Here is a 22,509-nt window from a genome sequence, read left to right as displayed (position 1 = left end):
TGTGATGCACGGTAGGTGCCGTCGCCGTCAGGCGACGAGTGCGGGCAGACCCGTCGCCGGACCGCCCCGTCTCGTTCGAGGGGGACGGCCCGGCGACACTCCGGGTACGTCGAGGCGGTGGCCTCAGGCCGTCGGCACCATCCGATCACCGGAGCCGAGCGGCTGCGGCCGCGGCACGACCGGGTAGTCGGTGACCGTCACCGTGGCGTTGGGCAGCGCCTTGATGTAGTTCTCGAGCGCGACCTTGTAGTCGGTGCCGACCACGGTGCAGTCGGGCCGAGTGGCCGTGCCGCACGCGTCGTCGACGCCGTCACCGGCGATCATGTTCGGGAACGGGTAGCCGTCGCCGCCGAGGCCGGCATCGTTGCGCTCGTCGGCCAGGAAGTCGATCGTCGCCATCTGCACTGTGTCGGTCGACGCCTGGACCACGCCGTTGACGACCACCGGCGTGCCGTCGTCGAGCGTGAGGTTCTCGATGACGATCGGGTCGTCGACGGTGTTGCTGGCGAGCGCATCGTCGTACTCGACACGCATGCCGGCGACGTGCGGATAGCGACCGTCGTCGCGGCCCTCGTCGATGCCGTACTCGATGACGTCGACGAGCTGCTGGAACGTGAGATCGACCACGACGACGGCGTTGCCGAACGGTGCGATCGCGCCCGTGTCCGCCTCGGTCACCGCGCCGGGCCCGATGATCGCGGTCGCCGGGCCACCGTCGTTGTTGCGGATCCCGCCGCCGTTCTGCAAGGCGACCGCGTCGGTCGTCCCGAGGAACGCGTCGGCGTCGGCCTTGAGGGCGTCTGCCATCAGGTTCCCGAGCTGTGTCTCCTGGGAGCGGATCGGTGAGTTGTTGAACTTGCCGTCCGCAGCGCGACGACCGTCGAGCGGCACGTCGGTGGTGCCGACGATGGCGCCGAGCGTCTCGATGTACGCGGCCACCGGCTCCTCGACGTTGGCCACGACGCTCGCATCGGGCTGGATCCGGCGAGTCTGCTCGACGAGCACCGGACCGGACCGACGCCCGATCTTGACCAGCTCACCGTCCTTGAACTTGACCTCGAGGCGGCCGAGGTAGCGCAGGTTGCCCGAGGTCGTCACGACGGGCACGTCCGCACCGTCGGCGTTCGTGCCGATGATGGGGTACGGGAACGCCGGCACGTCGCCGGGGAACAGCCGGTCACGGGGATTGGCCAGCAGCTCGTCACCGCCGCCGGCGATGGCGACGTCGACGCCGGACAACTGCTCGAGCAGCGCAAGATCCTCGTCGACGCCCTGCAGATGGCTGATGAAGATGATGATCTCCACACCGTCTGCGGTGAGCGCGTCGATCTCGGCCTGCACGGCCGGCAACACCGGGTTGATGATGGTGTCGCCGGGCGAGCTGATGATGTTGATCGCCTCGGTCGTGGCGCCGACGATGCCGACCGGCACGCCGTCGACCTCGACGACCGTCGAGGAGGCGATCCGGCCCATGTCGGCGAGCGCCTGCAGCTCGGGCACGTTCGAGAAGTCGAGGTTCGCCGACAGGAACGGCGGCGCCGGGTTGGTGGTGCCGAAGCCATTGCCGATGAAGTCGGCGAGCACGCCGGTGCCGAGGTCGAACTCGTGGTTGCCGATCGCGAGCGCGTCGTAGCCGACCTCGTCGAGGAACAGCGTGTCGAGGATCGGGATCAGACCCTGGTCGATCGAAGCGTCGAGCGCCGGGCTCGGGATGTAGTTGTCGCCCGAGCTCAGCATCAGCACGCCGTCGGAACGGCGCTCCGCGCGCCGCTTCTCACGATCGACGACCGACGTGAACAGCGCAGCACCACCGTACGTGCGGCCGTCGACCTCGCTCGGCAGCAGCGCCGACTCGGCGTCGTTGTTGTGGAGAATCGTCAGCTTGACCACGCGCTTGCGGCGATCGTCGCTGCTGTCGTCATCACTGCTGTCGTCGTCGCTGCTGTCATCGTCGCTGCTGTGGTCGTCGCGACCACGACGTTCCTCGCTGCTGTCGTCGTCGTCGCCCGACGACCCGGCCGAGGCCGTACTGGCCACCGTGGCCGTGAACATGGCGAGGATCGCAAGAATCGCGATGGCGAGCTTCGACCTCGGTTCCGTTCGGTGCTTCATGATGAGCTCCTGTCATCTGCTGTCGCTGGTCCACCCGTTTACGTCCCCCAACCCGGACGCGCGCGCGACATTACAGATGTCCGCACGGAAGATGAACTCGGACCGATCGGCGTTCGGCGATGGTGAGCGGTGATCGATCGCTCGGCACGAGGGTGCTTGACTGACGCCGTGATCGAGGGACTCGACGTCGGGGACCGACTCCACGTGCGATGGTCCGACGGCGACACATCGGTGTTCTCGTGGACGTGGCTCCGCGACCATTCCCACGACGAGCACTCGTGGCACCCGGCGACGCACCAGCGGCAGGTGTTCACCGGTGGGATCTCGCCGACACTCCACGGCGCCAGCGCGCGCATCGTCGGCGATCGTCTCGAGATCGACTGGAGCGACGACACGCCGACGTCGTGGTTGCCGGTCGAGTTCCTGCGACGCCAGATCCGGCCGTCGGACGACACCCAGGATGTCGAACCGGTGGTCTGGGACGCCGCGACGATCACGGCGGCGTGGCCGACGATCGCCCACGAGGCCGTGGTGGCGACCGACGAAGGTCTCGCCCGCTGGCTCGACCTCGTCGCCACGTACGGGTTCTGCATCGTCACAGGGACACCGGCGACTGCCGAGGCGACCGAGGCGCTGCTGCGGCGGGTCGGTTACGTCCGCGAGACGATCTTCGGGGGCATGTGGGACTTCCAGGCCGACCTGTCGAAGGCCGACACGGCGTACACCAACACCGAGCTGCGGCCGCACACCGACGGCACGTACTCGCACGACGCCCCCGGCCTGCAGCTGCTCCACTGCCTCGCCTTCGACGGGACCGGCGGCGAGTCGGTGATGGTCGACGGCTTCCGGATCGCGGCCGAGCTCCGTGCGAGCGACCCGAGCGCCTACGAGGTGCTCTCGGCGGTCGAGGTGCCCGGCCAGTACATCGGCGACGGCGCCCACCTGCGCTCGGCGCGGCCGGTGTTCCGCCAGGATCGACACGGCGAGTTGGTCCAGGTGTCGTTCAACAACGCCGACCGGGCGCCGTTCTTGCTGCCGGTCGACGAGATGGACGCGTTCTATTCGGCGTTGCGGGCGTTCGAGGCTCTCGCCAACGACCCGACGTTGCAGTGGCGGCGCGTCAATCCCCCCGGTGAGGCGATGCTGTTCGACAACTGGCGGGTGCTGCACGGCCGGTCCGCCTACACGGGGCATCGCCACCTGTGCGGCGGCTACGTCAACCGCGAGGACTTCGAGAGTCGCCGGCGGGTGCTCGCCGGGCGCTGAGCACGCCCGGCCGCCCGGCCGACGGCATGGCCACGCCGCTCGACAGCGGCGGGCGCCCCAGACGCACGTACGGTCTCCGGACGTGACCCGACCGCAGCGCCGCACCCTGGTCGACGGCGTCGATCCGGACGCACTCGCCATCGTCGGGCCCGATCGCTCGCTGACGTGGTCCGAGCTGGAGGTGCGGGGGCGCCGGCTCGCCAACGCGCTCGACGCCGCTGGGTTCGGGCCCGGCAACGTCTGGTCGGTCCTCCTCCACAACCGTTCGACCTGGGCGGAGATCGCGATCGGCAACGCGCGCGCCGGCAGCCGCTACGTGCCGCTCAACTGGCACCTCACACCCCGCGAGCTCGCCGACCTGCTCGTCGACAGTGGCGCCCGGCTGGTCCTCACCGAGCCCGACCTCCTCGATCGCGCCACCGAGGCCGCTCGACTCGCCGGTGTCGATCGCATCGTGGTGGTCGGCGACGAGTTCGAGGCGTGGCTCGGGGACGCCGACGACGAGCCGCCGAGCGAGCGGCAGATCGGGACGCCGCTGCTCTACACCGGCGGCACGACCGGCCGCTCGAAGGGCGTCACGCGATCCGACCGTGACGCCGATGCGAGCGACTGGGCTCGGCTGTGGGGTGGCTGGGGGCGGCTCGTGCGGATGCCGACCGACGGCCGCACGCTCACGACGACGCCGCTCTACCACGCCCTGGGGATGGCGGCGCTCGTCTCGTCGCTCGCGTCGGGCGTCCCCGCGGTGATCGAGCGCCGCTTCTCGCCCAAGGGCATGCTGGCCTCGATCGAGCGGCACGGGATCACCTCGATGGCGATGGTGCCGACGCAGTTCGTGCGGCTCCTCAAGCTGGGCGATGACGTGCGGATGAGCGCCGACGTGTCGTCGCTGCGCTGGGTGCTGCACACGGCGGCGCCCTGCCCCGAATGGGCGGAGCGGGCGATGATCGAGTGGTGGGGGCCCGTCATCTACGAGATGTACGGCGCGTCCGAGGGTGCCGGCCCGGCGATCTGCGACTCGCACGAGTGGCTCGAGCGACCGGGAACGGTGGGCCGCGCTTCGGCCGCCGTCGAGTACTCGATCGTCGACGACGACGGCGATGACCTGCCGACCGGCGCGGTCGGCACGATCTACTGCCGTCGCAGCGACGGCGCCCCCGAGTACTACGGCGATCCCGAGAAGACCAGTGCGAGCCGGCTGCCCGACGGGCGGTTCACGGTCGGCGACGTCGGCTGGCTCGACGAGGACGGCTACCTGTTCCTCGCCGACCGGCGGGTCGACCTGATCCTGGTCGGCGGGTCGAACGTCTACCCGGCCGAGATCGAGGCGGTGCTGGTCGAGCACCCCGGGGTCGGTGACGCAGCGGTCTTCGGGATCCCCGACCCCGACATGGGTGAGCAGATCAAGGCCGTGATCGAGCCCGTCGACGGCGACGTCGGCGCCGTCGACCTCGACGCAGTGCGGGCGTTCGCGGCCGATCGCCTCGCTGCGTTCAAGCTCCCGACGAGCTACGACGTCGTCGAGGCCCTCCCTCGCGAGGCCCACGGCAAGCTCAAGAAGCGCCTCCTCCGCGACCCGTACTGGGAGTAGTCGTCCCGAGGCCAGCGCTGGTCGCTCACCGCGGGGCTGGCTACTCGCACCGAGGCGCGGCGGCACCAGGCCCGTCTGAGATGCTGCACACATGGATGCCGAGACGATCCAGCGTCACCTGGACGACGTGTTCGACCAGGCGATCATCCACCACGGGTTCACCGACTACATGCGCGACTACGAGATCGTCGTGTACTGCACGGCCGACCCGAGCACCGGTATCGCTCCTGCGAACGTCCGGCTGCTGTTCAAGCACTGCGTCACCGCCGAAGCATCAACGGCGCTCAGCCCAGAGTCGTGGTCCGTATCGATGGACGATCGCCTGCTCGACCACGCTGCGGCCGCCGATCTCGACGGCTACGTCTGGGGCGTGCGGTGGCAATGCATGTACCCGGGAGCGTCGCTCGTCGAGGACTCCGAACGGGCCGCCAGATGGACCGAAGCCGTTGGGGTGCCGTTTGTCGAGGCTCGGATCGAGACGAACGGGCACCACCTCACGCTCGTGTTCGCCGATCTCGAGGTCGACGACGTGCCGCCGGGCTACACGCCGTTCACCGTCGGCGAAGGCGGACCAGATTTCAAGTACCCGCTGACCTGAAACGTGGTCAGTTGTGGGGCAGGTCCCGGAACGGTGTGTCGCGGTCGGGGCCGGACTCCCTCGGGAGGCCGAGCACGCGCTCGCCCAAGGTGTTGCGTTGGATCTCGTCGGTGCCGCCGCCGAGCGACATGCCGCGGCAGTTGAGCACGTGGTACGCCCAGTAGTCGGCATCGGTGTCGTCCGTCTCCCAGGCCGCACCGAGCGGACCGGCGAGCACGTGCGCGAGCTGCGCGGCCCGGCGGCCCTGGATCGTCCGCCACAGCTTGCCGATCGAGGGGTGCACGCCGCGCTGCGCGAGCCACGGGATCAGCTGCTCCCCCGTGTAGATCGCCGCCAGCTCCTGACGGACCACCGGATCGCGCAGCCGGCCGTTGCGCCGGGCTCGGTCGACGAGGCCGGCGTACGGCAGCGGCTGGCGGCCGGCCTTGGACCGCCCGTCGGCCACGGTCTTCGTGCCTCGACCGAGCGAGGCGCGCTCGTGTGCGAGCAACGCCACGGCGAGCGCCCAACCACCGTTCACCTCGCCGACCACCCAGTCGTGCGGCACCCGCGCCTCGTCGAGGAACACCTCGTTGAACTCCGCGACGCCGGTCACCTGCACCAGCGGCCGCACCGTGACGCCTGGCTGGTGCATGTCGAGCGCGAACATCGTGATGCCCCGATGCTTCGGGAGATCGGGATCGGTGCGGGCGATCAGGATCGCGAGGTCGGCGTGCTGCGCGCCCGACGTCCACACCTTCTGGCCGGTGACGACCCACTCGTCACCGTCGCGTACGGCGCGCGCCGTCAGCCCCGCGAGGTCGGACCCGGCGCCGGGCTCGGAGTAGAGCTGGCACCAGATCTCCTCCCCCCGGAGTGCCGGCGGGATGAACCGGCGCTGGAGCGCCCTCGAACCGTGGTCGCGGATCGTCGGGACGGCCATGCCGATGCCGATCCCGAACGTCGCCTCCTCCTGCGGCAGCACGTCGAGGCTGACGCGCTCGTAGACCGCCTCGTACTCGGGACCGAGGCCCTGCCCACCCAGGTCGGTCGGGAGGCCGATGCCGACCAGACCGGCGTCGGCGAGCGCTGCGCGGTAGGCACGAGCCCTCGGAACGCGGCCCTCGATGCCCTCGAGCAGCAAGGGAACACCGTCGAAGAACGCTCGCACGCGCCGCTCGAAGACATCGGGCGGTTCGGCGCTCACCTCGGCGGCGCCCCCTGGGGATCGGCCGACGCTGTCAAGTGCTTCGGCCAGTCGACCGCAAGCGCCGGTTCAGGCCTCTGATGGGGGCCGATGTGACATCGGTCTCGTCCGGTTCGCCCCACCGACGACATGCGGCGTAACTTACCGGCCAACATGGAGGAAGCGCGGATGGGGGTATCCGTGCCCAACACAGGTCAAACCGGGGTCGTCGACGGCTCGGCTCGACGACAGATGGGGGACGCAGCTGCATGACGGCCACGGCCGATCCGACTCAGGGTGACGGCGGAGTGGGGAACGAGCCGCTGCTCGTCGTCGAGAGCCTGCGGACCCACTTCAAGCTGCCCGCCGGCGACGTCAAGGCCGTCGACGGCGTGTCGTTCACCCTGGAGCGAGGCCGGACGATCGGCATCGTCGGCGAGTCCGGCTCGGGCAAGACCGTGCTGTCGCGCACGATCATGGGCCTGAACACGGCGACCAACGCCCTCACCCTCGGCTCGGTCCGATACAACGGGATCGAGCTGCTCGACAAGACGCCGAAGCAGATGAAGGCGCTCTGGGGCACCGAGATGGCGATGGTGTTCCAGGACCCGATGACGTCGCTCAACCCGGTCGTCAAGGTCGGCCGCCAGCTCACCGAGCACGTGCGCCAGCACTACGGCACCTCGAAGCAGGAGGCGAAGGCGGCCGCCGTCGAACTGCTCCGCTCGGTGCGGATCCCCGAGCCCGAAGCGCGGTTCGACAACTTCCCGCACGAGATGTCGGGCGGCATGCGCCAGCGCGTGTGCATCGCGATCGCCCTCGCGTGCAGCCCGCAGCTCCTGTTCGCGGACGAGCCGACGACCGCGCTCGACGTCACGGTGCAGCACCAGATCCTCAACCTGCTCGCCGCCCAGCAGCGCGAGCGCCACATGACGATGATCCTCGTCACCCACGACCTCGGCGTGGTCGCGAGCCGCACCGACGACATCGCCGTCATGTACGCCGGCCGGATCGTCGAGCGGGCGCCGACGGCGACGCTGTTCCGCAGCATGCAGCACCCCTACACCCAGGCGCTGATGCAGTCGATCCCGAAGACGACCCTGCCGAAGCACACCCGGCTCAACGCGATCAGCGGACGTCCCCCCGACCTGATCAACCCGCCACACGGCTGCAAGTTCGCGCCGCGCTGTCCTTACGTGCAGGAGCGTTGCCACGACGAGGAGCCGCAGTTGCTGCCCGGCGAAGGCCCCAACCACGACTTCGCCTGCTTCTATCCCGTCGGCTCGCCCGAGGGTGAGGCGGCGTTCCGCCGCAACCTCGAGGCGGGTGTGCCGCAGACGCTGATCGCCGCCGGCAAGATCTCGGCGACCGAGGAGCTGCTGACGCCGGCCGCCACGACGGCCGCGGCGAGCGACGGAGTCGACCAACGCGCGGTCGCAGAAGGCCTCTCGCATGCCGGCGGCCAGTCGGGGAGCGTCGGCTGATGGCGGGCACTGGGCAGTCGCACCTTCGTCGCGACAGCGATGTGCTGCTCCAGGTCAAGGACCTGACCGTCGAGTTCCCGGCGGGCGCCGGCAACGTCGTGCACGCCGTCAGCGGCATCAGCTTCGACGTCGCCAAGGGCGAGACGCTCGGACTGGTCGGCGAGTCGGGATGCGGCAAGTCGACCACCGGGCGCGCCGTGCTGCAGCTCCCGACGCCGACGAGCGGCAGCGTCCGCCTCAACGGCGAGGACCTGACCGAGCTCGACAGAACGGCGATGCGTGCTCACCGCACCGACGTGCAGATGATCTTCCAGGACCCGATCTCGTCGCTGAACCCGAGGCGCACGATCGGTGAGGTCGTCGCCGAGCCGCTCCACGTCTGGGGCCCGCACGACAAAGACGAGCAGTGGAAGATCGTGTCGGACATGCTCGACCACGTCGGTATCGACCCCGACGTCGCCCGCTACAAGCGGCCGCACGAGTTCTCGGGCGGGCAGTGCCAGCGGATCTCGATCGCACGTGCGCTGGTCATGGAACCCGAGCTGATCATCTGCGACGAGCCGGTCTCGGCGCTCGACGTGTCGGTGCAGGCCCAGATCCTCAACCTGCTCGAGGACCTCAAGGCCGAGTACGGCCTGACGCTCGTGTTCATCGCCCACGACCTCGCGGTCGTCAAGAACATCAGCGACCGGGTCGCCGTGATGTACCTCGGCAAGATGTGCGAGCTGAGCGAGTCCGACGAGCTCTACGCCCATCCCGCCCACCCGTACACGCGGCTTCTCATGGAGTCGCATCCCGAGCCCGATCCGCTCGCCCCGATCGACGAGACCATCAGCGCCGAGGGTGAACTGCCCTCACCGATCGCCCCGCCCTCCGGATGCCGCTTCCGCACCCGGTGCCCACTCGCCGACGAGCGCTGCGCACGCGAAGAGCCGCAGATGCGGCGCGTGAACGACGACCACTTCGTCGCGTGCCATCACCCGCTCGTCGAGGTCAAGGAGGTGGCGATCGGCTGAAGAGCTCGCCGGCCGCGGCTCCCGCCGCACCGGCACACGTCGGCGCCACCGAGCGCCGGCGATCGTTCTTAATCCGGGGACGAAGGTCCTCACCTGAGACAAGGGGAATCTCACACCATGACGACACGACGGCTACAGAAGTCGTTCGCACTGCTCGCGGTGGCCGGCCTGTTGGCGGCTGCCTGCGGCGGTGACGACGACGACAGCGGCACCGACGACGGCGCCCAGACCGAAGACGACGGAGGCGCCACCGACGAGGAGGCCACCGACGACGGCGCCACCGACGACGACGGCGCCACCGAGGACGACGGTGCGGCCGAGGACGTGGTCGAAGCCGGCACCGAGGCCGAGGGGGACGTCGACACCGAGGTCGTCGAGAGCGATGTCCCGCGCCAGCAGGGCGGCGAGATCGCGATCGGCCTCGAGGCCGAGATCGTCGGCATGCGACCGACCGAGGACACCTGCGGGTCGCCGTGCTACAACGTCTTCCCGACCATCTACGACAAGTTGATGGAGTCGGCCGAGGACGGTAGCTACCAGGGTTGGCTGCTCACGGGCATCGAGCCGAACGAGGACTTCACCGTGTGGACGGCGCAACTCCGCGAAGGGGTCGTGTTCCACAACGGCAACGACCTGACCGCCCAGACGATCGCCGATATGTGGCCGATCCAGCAGGAGGGCTCGCAGTCCGCCAGCCAGATCGCGGCGTCCGGCCTGGCCAACGTCGAGGCCACCGGCGACTTCGAGGTCACCTACACCTTGAGCCGCTCCAACTCGGCCTTCCCCGCCTACCTCGCCAGGGCGCAGCTCGGCATGGTCTTCGACCCGACCGTCGCCGCCGACCTCGACGCCTGGAACGAGAACCCGGTCGGCACCGGCCCGTACCAGTTCGTGAGCCGTGACCTCGACAACGAGACCGTCGTCGAGCGCAACCCGAACTACTGGTTCGTCGACTCCGACGGCACGCAGCTGCCGTACATCGACACGATCAGGTTCCGGCCGATCCCCGACGAGGGCACGCGCCTCGACGCCGTGCTGTCGGGCACCACACAGGTCGCACACACCCTGCGCCAGGGCACGATCCGCGACGGCCGCGCGGCTCGTGACGACGGCGCCGACATCTTCCTGTACGAGTTCCAGGGCAACAACGTCGGCGGCGGCATGTTCAACACCCTCGTCGCGCCGTTCGACGACATCCGCGTCCGCCGCGGCCTCACGCTCATGAACTCCCAGGACAACGTCATCGAGGCGCTCGGCGGCACCGGTATCTCCCTGCCCGGTACGCAGTGGTTCAGCCCGGACTCGCCGTGGTACTCCGAGTCGGTCGCCGCCGCGTGGCCGCAGTTCGACTTCGAGGCCGGCGTCGCCGAGCTCCAGGCCTACGTCGACGACCCGGCCCGTTCCGACGGCAAGGCCGCCGGCGAGCCGATCGACGCCGAGCTGTCGTGCCCGCCCGACCCGACGCTGATCGCAGCGATGCAGGTGCTCGAGCAGACATGGACGGCCAGCGGCCTCGTCAACGTCAACCTGACGAACTACGACCAGCAGACCCACATCGACTACGCCCTCGGTGCCGAGAACGGCTTCGTCGGCAGTCACACCACGCACTGCTGGCGAGTCTCGAACGACGAGGACCCGTCGACGTTCCTGAACGCGGCGCTCGCGCCGCCGACCGCAGAGGTCGCCGAGGCCGCCGGGCTGCCGCCCGAGACGGTGTCGCCGCTCAACTGGTCGAACTACTTCGACGCCGAGGTGTTCGGCAACCTCATCGCCGCCACCCAGACGGGCGTCTTCGAGGAGCGGTACGCGCTCTACGAGTCGGTGATGATGAAGCTCGCCGTGGACCTGCCGATCTGGTTCTCGGGTCACACCGCGACGGCGTTGATCGCCGATTCGTCGATCAAGGGCCTCAACTCGTGGGAGCTGCCCGACGGCACCCTCGGCACGGGCCATCCCAACGCCGAAGGCCGCTGGGCCCAGGCCTACATCGAGACCTGATCCGGCCATGATGCCCGGGAGGGGTGACGTCTGATGGGACGGGTGCTCGCCATCCGCCTGGTACGGCTCGTCGCGACGTTGTTCGCCGTGACGCTGCTGTCGTTCCTGATGACCTCGCTCCTCCCGGGCGACCCGGCGGTCGCCGTCCTCGGGCAGGACGCGATCCAGAACGAGGAGCTCCTCGAGGAGACCCGCGAGGAGCTCGGGTTGAACGACCCGCTCCCCATTCGCTACGTGAACTGGCTGACCGATGCGGCGCAGTTCGATCTCGGCCGCTCGTTCCAGACCAACCAGGAGGTCTCCGACACGATCAAGGACCGGGTGCCGGTCACGGCTCAGCTGGCGATCATGGCGATCATCATCGCCGTGATCCTGGCCGTGCCGATCGGCATCATCGGCGCCTACAAGCAGGGGAAGTGGCAGGACACGACGACGTCGGCCGGGGTGCAGGTCGCGCTGTCGGTGCCGAACTTCATCACCGGCATCTTCCTGATCTGGTTGTTCTCCGTGCAGCTCGGGTGGCTTCCCGCATCGAACTGGAACCGGCTCAGTGACGGCGTCGGCGCCAACCTGAAGACGGCGATCCTGCCGGCGACGGCGCTGGCCATGACCCAGATGGCGATCTTCTCCCGGCTCGTGCGATCCGACATGATCGCCACGCTGCAGGAGAACTACATCCTCGCGGCGCGTGCGAAGGGCCTCAGCGACCGCTACATCCTCGCCCGGCACGCGCTCCGGCCGAGCTCGCTCAGCCTGATGACGATCATCGGCATCAACTTCGGCGCGCTGCTGGGCGGCACGGTCGTGATCGAGACGCTGTTCGCCGTGCCGGGCCTCGGGTTCCGGCTCTTCAACGCCATCAACCAGCGCGACATCCTCGTGATCCAGGGCATCACCGTCTTCGTCGCCGTCGTCTACGTCGTGATCAACACCGTGGTCGACCTGTTCTACGCGGTGGTCGACCCGCGCATCCGAAAGGGCTGACATGTCCACGACCGAGAGCGCACCACACACACCCGACTTCCCGAGCGATCGCCTCACGCGGGTGTCGACGTCGGTCCAGATCGACGAGGGCACCAAGCTCTCGCACAAGCCCGAGCGCGCCACGCCACGCCAGGTCTTCGGCGAGATGCCGATCCTGGTCAAGCTGTCGGCCATCTGGCTCGTGCTCATCGTGTTCGGCGCGATCTACGCCAAGCTCGACACGAGCGTGTTCGGCGGCTCGCTGCCGCTCCAGGACCCGAACTTCCAGACCAACAACTTCAACCCCGACACGGGCGAGTTCGGCACCGGCGAGCCGCTCGAGAGCCCCTCCCGCGAGCACTTCCTGGGCACCGACGCCATCGCGCGCGACACGTTCGCCCGCCTCGTGCACGGCGGGTGGGTCAGCCTGATCGTCGCCACCGTCTCGGCCGCGTTCGGCATCATCGTCGGCGGCCTGCTGGGCTCGCTCGTCGGGTTCGTGCGCGGCAAGACCGAGATCGTGATCATGTCGATGGTCGACGTGATCCTCGCCTTCCCGGCGCTGATCCTGCTGCTCGCGCTGGTGTCGATCTTCGAGGTGCGCGACCTGTTCATCATCAGCACCGTGATCGGGGTGCTCTCGATCCCCGCCTACACGCGCGTCGCACGAGCGAACAGCCTGGCGATCTCGAACCGCGAGTTCGTGACGGCCGCGCGCGCGATCGGCACCAAGCCGCGCGCGATCTTGTTCCGCGAGATCATCCCGAACGTGATGCCGACGCTGCTCGCCTACGCGATGGTCGCTGCGGCCTTCGTGGTGGTGGTCGAGGGCACGCTCTCGTTCCTCGGTCTCAGCGTGCAGCTCCCGACGTCGACGTGGGGCAACATGATCAACCAGGCGCGGCGTGACATCAAGGTCAACTCGGCACAGGTGTTCTGGCCGTCGCTCGTGCTGTCGGTGACGGTGCTGTCGCTCAATCAGGTCGGCGACTTCTTCCAGCGCCGCGGCGCCGTGAGGGGCTCAGCCCTCTAGTTACGGGGTTCGGCCGGTGTAGCCGATCAGCTGGTCGAGCGCGGACGCGTCGTCGCCGACCGACACGACCGGCTTGAAGCCACCGCCCTCCTCGGGCCGCCCCTCGGCGGGCACGAGGTTCTGCCACACGCCGTGTGCGAACGCGGCCAGGTCGTCGCTGACGGTGATGCCCTGGCCGGTGGCCTGCGCGAGGTCCCAGGCGTGCGTGAGGTGGTCGGCGACGATGACCGACAGCGCCATCTCGCCGGGCACTTCGCCGAACGGCATCTGGTGCGTGGCGGAGAGGATCTCGGGCGTCGCCGCCTCGGCGAGGTGAGCCTTCATCGCCTCCCACCCGGCCGACGGGCCGTCGGCGAGGAAGTCGGGCGGGCCGCCCTCGGGTGGCGCCTGACCCTGGAGCCCGCTGGCGATGCCATGGCCGCCACCGCACATGTGGTTGATCAGCTCGTGCACGTTCCACTCGGTGCACGGCGTCGACTTCTCCCGGTCGTCGGGCGTCAGCCCGGCGACGAGGTCGTCGACGATGCCGAACGTCTGGTGCATCGCGGTGGTTGCGTCCATGATCGGTCCCTTTCGATGATTCGGCGGTGATCCTCGATGAGTCGCGCCGACTCTAGGCGCTTGGATTAGAATGTCAAGTGGTTGGTTGATTTTTTCTACTAGTCGAGCGGGCGACTCGTCCGCCGAGCGATCGAGGCAGCGATGAGCGACACCGAGCCGCGGAGCTACCAGCAGCTGTGCCCGCTGGCGATGGCTCTCGACCACGTCGGCGACCGCTGGAGCATGCTGATCGTCCGCGACCTGCTCGGCGGGCCCGCTCGATTCGCCGATCTGCGGCGATCGCTCCCGGGCATCGCCACCAACCTGTTGACCGAGCGGTTGCGCCGATTGGAGGCCAGCGGGATCGTCGAACGGCGAGTGATCCCGAACCACACGACCTACACCCTCACCGAGCTCGGTGCGGACCTCCGCAACGCGCTCGTCGCGCTCGGCGAGTGGGGCGCCCGCATCGGGCCGGTTGGCGCGCCGCCGGCGGACCTCACTGCGGCCCGGAGCGCAGCAGTCGGCGTGCAGTCGATGCTGGTGGGCGTGGATCTGCCCGATCGACACGTCGTCGAGCTGCGCATCGACGACGACCCGCTGACGCTCCGGTTCGGCGGGGGCGAGGCGGCGATCGTTCGGGCAGGCGCGCCGGAACGCGCCGACGCCATCGCGTCGATCACGATGCGCGGCCTGAACGAGCTGGCGCTCGGCGACGGCGGCAGCGATCTGCTCCACCACGACGCGGGCGACGAGGGGATCGTCGGACTGCTCCGAACTGCGCTGGTCGGGGGCCACCGCAGCTGAGGTCAGCTCACTTGGGTGGCATGCGGATGCCGCCGTCGACGCGAATCGTCTCGCCGTTCATGTACGGGTTCGTGATGCACTCCATCACCATGAACGCCAGCTCCTCGCTCGATCCGAGGCGCTTGGGGAAGAGCACGCTCTGGCCGAGATGCGCCTTGAACGCCTCGCTCTGCTCGCCCTCGCCGTAGATCGGTGTGTCGATCAGGCCGGGGGCGATCGTGTTGACGCGCACCCCGACGGCCGACAGGTCGCGGGCGATCGGCAGGGTCATGCCGACGACGCCCCCCTTCGACGCGGAGTATGCGCACTGGCCGATCTGCCCGTCGAACGCGGCGGCCGAGGCCATGTTGACGATCGCTCCTCTGCTGCCGTCGTCGTCGACCGGGTCGGTCTGCGCCATCGCGGCCGCCGATTGGCTGAGCATGTTGAACGAGCCGATCAGGTTGACGCGCACGACCAGCTCGAACTTGTCGAGCTCCATCGGCACGTTGTTGCGGTCGATCGTGCGCGACGCCCAGCCGATGCCGGCCGAGTTGACCAACGCGCGCAGCGGGCCCATCTCGGAGGCGGCGACGACCGAGGCCTGCGCGTCCTCGATGCTGGACACGTCGCACTTCACGAACAGCCCGCCGAGCTCGGAGGCGACGGCTTGGCCCTTCTCCTCGTTCAGGTCGGCGATGACGACGCGGGCACCGGCCGCCGCCAGCTGCTGGGCCGCGGCCTCACCGATGCCGGAGGCACCGCCGGTGACGATCGCCGAAGCGCCTTCGAGGTTCATTCGGGGCATCAGTGGTTCCTTTCGTCGATGGTGAGCGCGATCACAGGCGCTCGATGATCGTGGCGTTCGCGAGTCCGCCGCCCTCGCACATGGTCTGCAGACCGTAGCGACCGCCGACGCGTTCGAGCTCGTTCAAGAGCGTCGACATCAGCTTCGTGCCCGAGCATCCGAGGGGATGACCGAGTGCGATCGCACCGCCGTTGACGTTGGTCTTGGAGAGGTCGGCGCCGTGCTCCTGCTGCCAGGCGAGCACGACCGAGGCGAACGCCTCGTTGACCTCGAACACGTCGATGTCGTCGATCGACAGCCCCGACCGTTCGAGGATCTTCTCGGTCGCGGGGATCGGGCCCTTCAACATCGTCACGGGATCGGTACCGACCACGGCGAAGCTGTGGAACCGGGCACGCGGCTTCAGGCCGAGCTCGGCCGCCTTCTCCTCGCTCATCACCAGCACCGCCGACGCGCCGTCGGAGATCTGCGACGAGTTGCCGGCGGTGATCTTGCCGTCCTCCTTGAACGCCGGCTTGAGGTTGGCGAGCGCCTCGACAGTGGTGCCCTCGCGGATGCCCTCGTCCTTGGTCATCATCACCGTCGCGCCGTCGATCTCGACGGGCACGGGGACGATCTCGTTCTCGAAGCGACCCTCGGCCGTGGCTTGCGCGGCGCGACGCTGACTCTCGGCACCGAACGCGTCGAGGTCCTCACGGGTGATGCCGTACTCGTCGGCGATCATGTCGGCACCGATGCCCTGCGGCGGCAAGAAGCTGTCGTAGCGCTCCATCATCGAGCCGGGGAACGGGAAGCCCATGTCCTTCACGATCGAGGCGCCCATCGGCGTTCGCGTCATCACCTCGACGCCCGCCGCGATCGCGATGTCGTAGGCGCCCGCAATGACGCCCTGGGCGGCGAAGTGCAGCGCCTGCTGGCTGGAGCCACACTGCCGATCGACCGTGGTGGCCGGCACCGACTCGGGCCAGCCCGCGGCGAGCACGGCGTTGCGGCCGATGTTCAGCGACTGCTCGCCGACCTGCATGACACACCCCATGATCACGTCGTCGACCATCGACGGATCGAGACCGTTGCGCTCTTCGAGCGCCTTGAGGACGTGCGCGGCCAGGTCGGCCGGGTGCCAGTCCTTGAGCATGCCGTTGCGCTTGCCCCCTGGCGTGCGGACGGCGTCGACGATGACGGCGTTGGTCATGATGTTGGTTCCTTCTGATCGGGGGTTCGGTCGGGGGTTGATGTCGTGAGATTCGATTGCAGGCGGACGAGCAGGCCGGCCAGCGCCTGCCGATCGGCGCGCGAGATACCCGAGCGGAGCTCGGCGCGCAGCACTCGATCGACGTCGCCGATCGAGCCGGCGAGCTCGCGACCGGCGTCGGTGATGGCGACGAGCCAGACCCGGCGATCGTCGGGGTCGGGCCGCCGCTCGACGTAGCCGCCCGCCTCGAGCCTGTCGACCTGCGTGCCGGTGACCGCTCGGCCCTGCCCGAGGTGCTCGGCGGCTCGCGTCTGGGTGACGGGGCCGAAGTCGCAGATGTAGGCGAGCAGGCTGGCGAGGCTGAGCGACAGCCCGAGAGGCGCGAGGCGATCGTCGTACGCGGAGCGGATGGCGTTGGCCGCCGCCATCAACGTCGTCTCGACCCGCAGCCACGGCGGCGCGTCGAGCTCGTGCGTCGGTGCCGAGGTGGCCGCACCGTCCGAGCTCGTCTTTGTCGCACCCATGACTGTATGCAACCATACAGTCTGTCGACGTACGGCAGAAATCGAACTCGAAGGGAACTCCCGATGACCGACACCCTCGCCGCCGGCCCGCTCACCTCGGAGGCGGCTGACGCGTTCCGTGAGCGCTGCCGCGACTTCCTGGCGGCGCACGCCACCGGCGGGGCACGCCGCGACCTCGCAGCCGCTCGCGAGTTCCAGGCCGCGCTGAGCGAGGCCGGGCTCGCCGGGCTCGCCTACCCGACCGAGTTCGGCGGTGCCGGCCTCACGCTCGAGCACGAGCGGATCTACCGCCAGGTCGCGCAGGAGTTCCCGGCGATGACCAGCGAGCTGGTCATCAGCCACGGCATGTGCCTGCCGGTCCTGAACGAGTTCGGCACCGACGACCAGAAGCGCCGGTTCATGCCCGACAACATCGCGGCCCGCACCATCTGGTGCCAGATGTTCTCCGAGCCCGGCGCCGGCTCCGACGTCGCCAGCCTGCAGACCAAGGCCGAACGCGACGGCGACGAGTGGATCCTGAACGGACAGAAGGTGTGGACCACGCTCGCCCACGAGTCTGACTACGGCGTCATCATCGCCCGCACCGACCCCGAACAGACCAAGCACGCCGGCATCTCGATGTTCATCATCGACCTGCGTTCGCCGGGCGTCGAGATCCGCCCGATCCACCAGATCGACGGCGGCCGGCACTTCAACGAGGTCTTCTTCAGCGACGCACGGATCCCCGCCGACCACCTGCTCGGCGAGTTCAACAACGGTTGGCGCCAGGCGACGGCGATGTTGATGTACGAGCGCGTTGCGATCGGCTCGATGGGGGCCGGCTCGATCAGTCAGCCGATGTACGACCTGCTCCTCAAGGCGGCCCGCGCCAACGGCTCGGTGGACGACCCGGTCGTGCGCGACCAGCTGATGGAGATCTACTGCATGGAGACCACGAAGTCGCTCGTGGCGATGCGCACCCGGGCCGAGCTGAAGGCCGGCAAGGCGCCTGGGCCGGGTGGCTCGCTCGGCAAGCTGGCCGGCTCGGTGATCGCCTGGCGCTTCCGCGAGATCGCGATGGAGATCGCCGGTGCGGGCACGCAGGCGTGGGAGCCCGACGACGCGGCGGCCGCGATGATGCAGCAGCAGGTCGTCGGCTCGTTCTCGTCCGGGATCGCCGGCGGCACCGACGAGATCCAACGCAACATCATCGGCGACCGCGTGCTCGGCCTGCCCCGCGACATCGCCGTCGACCGCAACGTCCCCTTCAAGGACCTGCAGGTCGGCACGGTCCGGTCCTAGTCACGAGTTGTGTCTGACACAACTCGCGACTTGCGGCCGGCGTTGCCGCTCGTCGAGGTGACGTCGCGGGCTGCATGGCGTAGCTGGCTCGAGCAGCACCACGGGCAGCCGGACGGGGTCTGGGCCGTGACCTACAAGAAGGCGTCCGTGGCCACTGGGCACGAGTACGTGAGCGCACGCGATCTCAACGAGGAGTGCCTGTGCTTCGGCTGGATCGACTCGAAGCCGGGCAAGGTCGACGAGCGACGGACCGCGCTGCTGTGCACACCCCGCAAGCCGGGCAGCGGATGGTCGAAGGTCAACAAGGACCGTCTGGAGCCGCTGCTCGACTCCGGGCTCGTGGCGCCGGCGGGGCTGGCCGCGATCGAACGGGCCAAGGCTGACGGCTCGTGGTCGAAGCTCGACTCGATCGATGCGCTCACCGTGCCCGACGACCTCGCAGCTGCCCTCGCGGGCTACCCGAACGCGACGGCCAACTTCGAGGGCTTCCCACCCTCGGCGCGCCGCGGGATCCTCGAGTGGATCGCCGGCGCCAAGCGGGAGCCGACCCGCGCCAAGCGCGTCGAGCAGACGGCGAAACTCGCTGAGCAGAACATCCGCGCCAACCAGTGGCCGCGCCCGTAGACCGCACACGCTGGGCCGTCAGCGGTCGGCGAGCAGGCGCTCACGAATCGACCGCACGAAGTCGCGACCCTGAGCGTCGAGCTCCCGGTGGTCGACCAGGCCGAGTTGCGCTGCGAGTGCGCGCCCGACGAGCCGCTGGTCGGCTCCCTGGTCCCGCGCCCAGCTCCCGCCCGTCACCTTCGACACGAGCGCTCCGGTCGACAGGTACTGCCAGGCACGACACGCGTTGAGCACGGCGTAGGCCTCGGTTGCCGCTGACTCGGCCGCCCACGCCAGCTCGTGCACGAGGTAGTCGAGCACCTCCGTGCGCGTCGGCTCGGCGAAGACGCCGGTCGGTTCCGGTCCCACGACGGTCACGCCGGCGGCACGGGCCACCGCGTAGTGCATCACGAGATCCGGGTCACCGTCTCCCGCTTCGCCGAAGACGACCCGCTCATCGGTCGGTTCGGTCGCGACGTGCACGACGAAGGGCGGCGGGCGTCTCACCGACCCCGCCTGCTCGACGGTGACCACGGTCAGCTCGACGCCGCGCCCGGGACTCGGAGACGCCGCCTCGACGAGCTCCTCGCCCAAGCGGTCGGCATCGGTGCGGCCGGCCGGCCAGGCATCGACGACGATCAGGATGTCGACGTCACTCCGTCCCGGCACGAACCCGCCCAGCGCCGCCGACCCGTGGACGTACGCACCGGTCACCGGCGCGTACGCACCGACGACATCGGCGAGCCGCTCCGCCACGGCGACGACAGCCGGGTCCACGTCAGGTCATCGGTTGCGGTGCAGTGCTGAACGTCGGACCGAGGTGCGACGTGTCGTTGAAGCACCGCAGGCGCCACCGGTCCTCCTCGATGACGATGTGCGAGATCGATGCGTTGTCGGCACCGCCGAAGCGGAAGCCCGACGTGTCGGCGATGATGTTCATCACCTGGCCGATGACGCCGCCGTGCACCACCGCGACGACGAGCTCGTCGGCGTGGGCGGCTGCGATCCGCTCGATGCCAGCCCGGACCCGTGCCTCGAAGTCGGCGGTCGGCTCACCGTTGGGGATCACGTCCCAGCGCCCCGTCGCGAACATCTCGACGGCGATCGGGTCCTCGTCGGCGACCCGATGCCGGAACTCCCCGCCCTCCCAGTCGCCGAGGAACACCTCGCGGAGGTCGGCTTCGACGATCGGCTCGAGGCCGAGCCGACGAGCGAGCGGCGCGGCCGTCTGGTGCGTGCGGGTCAGCGTCGTCACGTAGATCGCTGCGATCCGTTCGCCGGTGGCGATCAGCCGGTCGGCGACGAGCTCGGCCTGCTCCTCACCCTCGGGCGCCAGGGGCGGATCGGAGTGACCGCCCACGAGCGGGAAGGTGCCGCCCTCGATGAGCGGCGCCGATTCGCCGTGCCGCACGAGCAGGATCTCACACGCGCCGTCAGGCGGCACGAAGCGCGGCTGGCGGAACTCGCGTGGTGCGCTCACCCGGGCGAACCTACCGGGCCGCCTCGCTCGGCGGCGGCCCGGCGAACCGGGTGCCCGGCGGGTCGACGGCCCAGTCGGCGTGGACCTCCCACCGCCCGTCGAAGACCACGTCGCGGAGCGGGAGCCGGCGAACCGGTCCATGGTTGCCGAGCGGTCGGCCGAGCGGGATCGTCGCCGAGATGCCGACGCCGTCGGGGATGCCGAGCAGCTCGCGCAGCTCGTCCTCGACCGGCGCGTGCCAGCCGGTGATCACGCCGCCGAAGCCGAGCGCCCTCGCGGCGAGCAGGAGGTTCTGGCAGGCCGGGTAGACCGATGCGCCCTCGGTCGGGTTCGGCTTCCGGTACCGGACGATGCAGGCCAGCACGACGACGGGCACCTCTTCGAAGTGCTCGACGAGGTGCTGCATCGCAGCACGCTGGCGGCCCTTGCGAGAGGCGGGGTCGAGCGCCGAGCCCGACGCGTACCCGGCGTCGGACGACTTGGCGTTCCACCCCTCCCGGAACCCGCGGGCGAGCACCGCCTTCGCCGACTCGGCATCTGGCCCGTCGCGCAGGATGAGGAACCGGGTCGGCTGCCGGTTGGTGCCCGACGGCGCTCGGGTCGCGTGCCACAGCATCGTCGCCAGGTCGTGGTCGGGGATCGGGTCCGGTGCGATCCGACGGATCGCCCGGGTCGTCGCCAAGCCATGCAACAGCTCGGGCAGCTCCGTCGTCATCCCGAGCAGCGTAGAGAAGCCGACGCCGCCGGTGCGTTCCCTGATCGGGCGACGTCGCTACCTTCGGTCAGAGGCCGTCGCTGAGGGGCCAGAGATCGGGGAAGTCGGGGGCGCGCTGCTCGATCCGCGCTGCGAACGCCTCGCGCATGTCATCGGTGTCGAACATTGCGGCGTTCCAGTTGGCGACGAACTCGAGGCCGTCGGCGACCGGGTGATCGCGGGTGTAGTGCATCGTCTGCTTGGTGCCCCAGACCGCCATCGGGCTCTTGCTCGCGATCTCTGCGGCGACCTCCATGACCCCGCTGACCATGGCGTCGTGATCTGCGTAGATCGCGTTGACGAAGCCGGCACCGTGCGCCTCGGCGGCCGACCAGCGTCGGCCGGTGTAGGCGAGCTCGCGCACGATGCCTTCGGCGACGAGCTTCGGCATCCGCTGCAGCGTGCCGACGTCGGCGGTCATACCGATGTTGATCTCCTGGATCGAGAAGAACGCCGACTCGGTCGCGTACCGCATGTCGGCCGCCGACACCATGTCGACGCCGCCGCCGATGCACGCCCCCTGGATGGCGCAGAGCACGGGCATCCGCGCCCGTTCGAGGCACGTGAACGTTTCCTGCAGCTTGAGCGCCGTGCTGCGGAAGCGCTCGTTGCGGCGGCTGCGATGGCCGGAGGCAGCGCTCGGTCCGATGCTGTCGTCGCCCGCGAACACCTCGAGATCCATGCCCGAGCAGAAGTGCTTGCCCTCGGCGGAGAGCACCACGGCTCGCACCGAGCCGGACGCGGAGAGGCCGTCGACGATCTCGGGCAGATCCCGCCAGAACGACGGAATCATCGAGTTGCTCTTCTCGGGACGGATCATGCGGATGTGCGCGACCCGGTCGGTCACCTCGACGTCGAAACACTCGTAGCCCATGGCCGAGAGCCTCGCGCAGCACGTCGAGTTGCGACGAGCGGGTCACCGGCCGCTCGACGACCGGTCAGACGTCGAGCAGCTCGGCGATCGCAATGCCGGACTCGCCCGCGATGCAGTACAGGAGCCACGTCCGGCCGTCGTCGTCGATGACGGCCGGGTCCCGCAGCTGGTGCACGCGCTCGGTGACCTGCCCGCGCACCGACGCCTCGATCGGAAGATCGGCGCCCTCCCAGTCGAGTTCGGGCCGCAGCACTGTCAAGGGCGGGGTGGGGCGCCAGCTCTCCCAGCCGGCGGTCGACGGCCCGGTCTCGATCGCCGAGTGCATGATGTGCTCGGGCTCGTCGCCGACCCGGGTCCAGAACACGTGCAGCGTGTCGGCGCGACGGAGCAGCGCGCAGTGCCGGAAGTCGGCGTCGAACAGCATCGGCCCGGACTCCCACG

General features: G+C 69.4%; 21 protein-coding genes and 1 pseudogene. 11 read left to right on the top strand and 11 right to left on the bottom strand.

The features are described from left to right. Positions 1 to 123: 123 nt before the first annotated feature. Positions 124 to 2,112: a bifunctional metallophosphatase/5'-nucleotidase gene (locus tag QNJ12_RS12335; protein ID WP_300622952.1), complete on the bottom strand. Its 1,989-nt coding sequence runs from the start codon at positions 2,110 to 2,112 to the stop codon at positions 124 to 126. 156 nt (positions 2,113 to 2,268) lie between these two features. Here QNJ12_RS12335 and QNJ12_RS12330 point away from each other — a divergent pair, with 156 nt between their 5' ends. The 3 genes from QNJ12_RS12330 to QNJ12_RS12320 all read left to right on the top strand — a co-directional run bounded on the left by QNJ12_RS12330 (position 2,269) and on the right by QNJ12_RS12320 (position 5,567). After that, the gene (locus QNJ12_RS12330) at positions 2,269 to 3,378 is read left to right on the top strand and encodes a trimethyllysine dioxygenase (RefSeq protein WP_300622951.1); all 1,110 of its coding nucleotides are present in this window, start codon (positions 2,269 to 2,271) and stop codon (positions 3,376 to 3,378) included. An 82-nt stretch (positions 3,379 to 3,460) separates the two neighbouring features. Next, on the top strand, positions 3,461 to 4,969 hold the full coding sequence (locus QNJ12_RS12325; RefSeq protein ID WP_300622950.1) for an AMP-binding protein: 1,509 nt from the start codon (positions 3,461 to 3,463) through the stop codon (positions 4,967 to 4,969). A 91-nt stretch (positions 4,970 to 5,060) separates the two neighbouring features. Then, a complete protein-coding gene (locus QNJ12_RS12320; protein ID WP_300622949.1) occupies positions 5,061 to 5,567 on the top strand; it encodes a hypothetical protein in 507 nt (168 codons plus the stop codon). A 7-nt stretch (positions 5,568 to 5,574) separates the two neighbouring features. Here the strand turns inward: QNJ12_RS12320 and QNJ12_RS12315 are convergent, their stop codons facing one another. Beyond that, a complete protein-coding gene (locus tag QNJ12_RS12315) occupies positions 5,575 to 6,753 on the bottom strand; it encodes an acyl-CoA dehydrogenase family protein (RefSeq protein WP_300622948.1) in 1,179 nt (392 codons plus the stop codon). A 287-nt stretch (positions 6,754 to 7,040) separates the two neighbouring features. Between QNJ12_RS12315 and QNJ12_RS12310 the strand changes: the two genes are divergently transcribed. The 5 genes from QNJ12_RS12310 to QNJ12_RS12290 all read left to right on the top strand — a co-directional run bounded on the left by QNJ12_RS12310 (position 7,041) and on the right by QNJ12_RS12290 (position 13,226). Further along, on the top strand, positions 7,041 to 8,216 hold the full coding sequence (locus QNJ12_RS12310; protein WP_300622947.1) for an ABC transporter ATP-binding protein: 1,176 nt from the start codon (positions 7,041 to 7,043) through the stop codon (positions 8,214 to 8,216). Then, positions 8,216 to 9,232: an ABC transporter ATP-binding protein gene (locus QNJ12_RS12305; protein WP_300622946.1), complete on the top strand. Its 1,017-nt coding sequence runs from the start codon at positions 8,216 to 8,218 to the stop codon at positions 9,230 to 9,232. The genes QNJ12_RS12310 and QNJ12_RS12305 overlap by 1 nt, the downstream gene beginning before the upstream one ends. 117 nt (positions 9,233 to 9,349) lie before the next feature. Beyond that, positions 9,350 to 11,230: an ABC transporter substrate-binding protein gene (locus QNJ12_RS12300; protein WP_300622945.1), complete on the top strand. Its 1,881-nt coding sequence runs from the start codon at positions 9,350 to 9,352 to the stop codon at positions 11,228 to 11,230. A gap of 33 nt (positions 11,231 to 11,263) precedes the next feature. Beyond that, a complete protein-coding gene (locus tag QNJ12_RS12295) occupies positions 11,264 to 12,214 on the top strand; it encodes an ABC transporter permease (RefSeq protein WP_300622944.1) in 951 nt (316 codons plus the stop codon). Between the two features lies 1 nt (position 12,215). After that, positions 12,216 to 13,226 (top strand): ABC transporter permease, encoded by a 1,011-nt coding sequence (locus QNJ12_RS12290; protein ID WP_300622943.1) that lies wholly within the window; start codon positions 12,216 to 12,218, stop codon positions 13,224 to 13,226. Here QNJ12_RS12290 and QNJ12_RS12285 read toward each other — a convergent pair whose 3' ends face one another. Continuing rightward, positions 13,227 to 13,787: a TIGR03086 family metal-binding protein gene (locus QNJ12_RS12285; protein ID WP_300622942.1), complete on the bottom strand. Its 561-nt coding sequence runs from the start codon at positions 13,785 to 13,787 to the stop codon at positions 13,227 to 13,229. It lies immediately after the preceding gene. Positions 13,788 to 13,928: 141 nt separating this feature from the next. On the opposite strand from QNJ12_RS12285, the gene QNJ12_RS12280 reads away from it, so the two are divergent. Next, on the top strand, positions 13,929 to 14,573 hold the full coding sequence (locus tag QNJ12_RS12280) for a helix-turn-helix domain-containing protein (RefSeq protein ID WP_300622941.1): 645 nt from the start codon (positions 13,929 to 13,931) through the stop codon (positions 14,571 to 14,573). Between the two features lie 7 nt (positions 14,574 to 14,580). On the opposite strand, the gene QNJ12_RS12275 is transcribed toward QNJ12_RS12280, so the two are convergent. Genes QNJ12_RS12275 through QNJ12_RS12265 form a run of 3 tightly spaced genes read right to left on the bottom strand, consistent with a single transcriptional unit; the run spans position 14,581 to position 17,076 of the window. Continuing rightward, positions 14,581 to 15,351, bottom strand: coding sequence for an SDR family NAD(P)-dependent oxidoreductase (locus tag QNJ12_RS12275; RefSeq protein ID WP_367281788.1), 771 nt, complete (start codon positions 15,349 to 15,351; stop codon positions 14,581 to 14,583). 40 nt (positions 15,352 to 15,391) lie between these two features. Further along, positions 15,392 to 16,552: a thiolase family protein gene (locus QNJ12_RS12270; RefSeq protein WP_300622939.1), complete on the bottom strand. Its 1,161-nt coding sequence runs from the start codon at positions 16,550 to 16,552 to the stop codon at positions 15,392 to 15,394. Beyond that, complete coding sequence (locus QNJ12_RS12265; protein WP_300622938.1) at positions 16,549 to 17,076, bottom strand: MarR family winged helix-turn-helix transcriptional regulator; 528 nt, start codon at positions 17,074 to 17,076, stop codon at positions 16,549 to 16,551. The genes QNJ12_RS12270 and QNJ12_RS12265 overlap by 4 nt, the downstream gene beginning before the upstream one ends. A gap of 63 nt (positions 17,077 to 17,139) precedes the next feature. Here QNJ12_RS12265 and QNJ12_RS12260 point away from each other — a divergent pair, with 63 nt between their 5' ends. Both QNJ12_RS12260 and QNJ12_RS12255 read left to right on the top strand, forming a co-directional pair. Then, on the top strand, positions 17,140 to 18,357 hold the full coding sequence (locus QNJ12_RS12260; RefSeq protein ID WP_300622937.1) for an acyl-CoA dehydrogenase family protein: 1,218 nt from the start codon (positions 17,140 to 17,142) through the stop codon (positions 18,355 to 18,357). A 9-nt stretch (positions 18,358 to 18,366) separates the two neighbouring features. Continuing rightward, positions 18,367 to 18,981: a YdeI family protein gene (locus tag QNJ12_RS12255; protein WP_300622936.1), complete on the top strand. Its 615-nt coding sequence runs from the start codon at positions 18,367 to 18,369 to the stop codon at positions 18,979 to 18,981. Positions 18,982 to 18,999: 18 nt separating this feature from the next. Here QNJ12_RS12255 and QNJ12_RS12250 read toward each other — a convergent pair whose 3' ends face one another. From QNJ12_RS12250 to QNJ12_RS12230, 5 genes and pseudogenes are all read right to left on the bottom strand, one after another. Further along, the gene (locus QNJ12_RS12250) at positions 19,000 to 19,737 is read right to left on the bottom strand and encodes an aminoglycoside adenylyltransferase domain-containing protein (RefSeq protein ID WP_300622935.1); all 738 of its coding nucleotides are present in this window, start codon (positions 19,735 to 19,737) and stop codon (positions 19,000 to 19,002) included. 1 nt (position 19,738) lies between these two features. Then, positions 19,739 to 20,440 carry a histidine phosphatase family protein gene (locus QNJ12_RS12245; RefSeq protein WP_300622934.1) on the bottom strand — a complete coding sequence of 234 codons (702 nt, stop codon included), beginning with the start codon at positions 20,438 to 20,440 and terminating at the stop codon, positions 19,739 to 19,741. Between the two features lie 10 nt (positions 20,441 to 20,450). Then, entirely contained in the window at positions 20,451 to 21,155 is a 705-nt protein-coding gene (locus QNJ12_RS12240; protein WP_300622933.1) for a nitroreductase family protein, read from the bottom strand. Between the two features lie 67 nt (positions 21,156 to 21,222). After that, positions 21,223 to 22,068, bottom strand: coding sequence for a crotonase/enoyl-CoA hydratase family protein (locus tag QNJ12_RS12235; protein ID WP_300622932.1), 846 nt, complete (start codon positions 22,066 to 22,068; stop codon positions 21,223 to 21,225). Positions 22,069 to 22,132: 64 nt separating this feature from the next. Further along, positions 22,133 to 22,509, bottom strand: a pseudogene (locus tag QNJ12_RS12230) (hypothetical protein); the annotation flags it as partial.

The sequence above is a fragment of the Ilumatobacter sp. genome, assembly GCF_030065885.1.
Classification (GTDB): domain Bacteria; phylum Actinomycetota; class Acidimicrobiia; order Acidimicrobiales; family Ilumatobacteraceae; genus Ilumatobacter.
The sequence above is the reverse complement of the archived record's forward strand: the minus strand, read 5'-3'. Positions and strand labels throughout refer to the sequence as shown.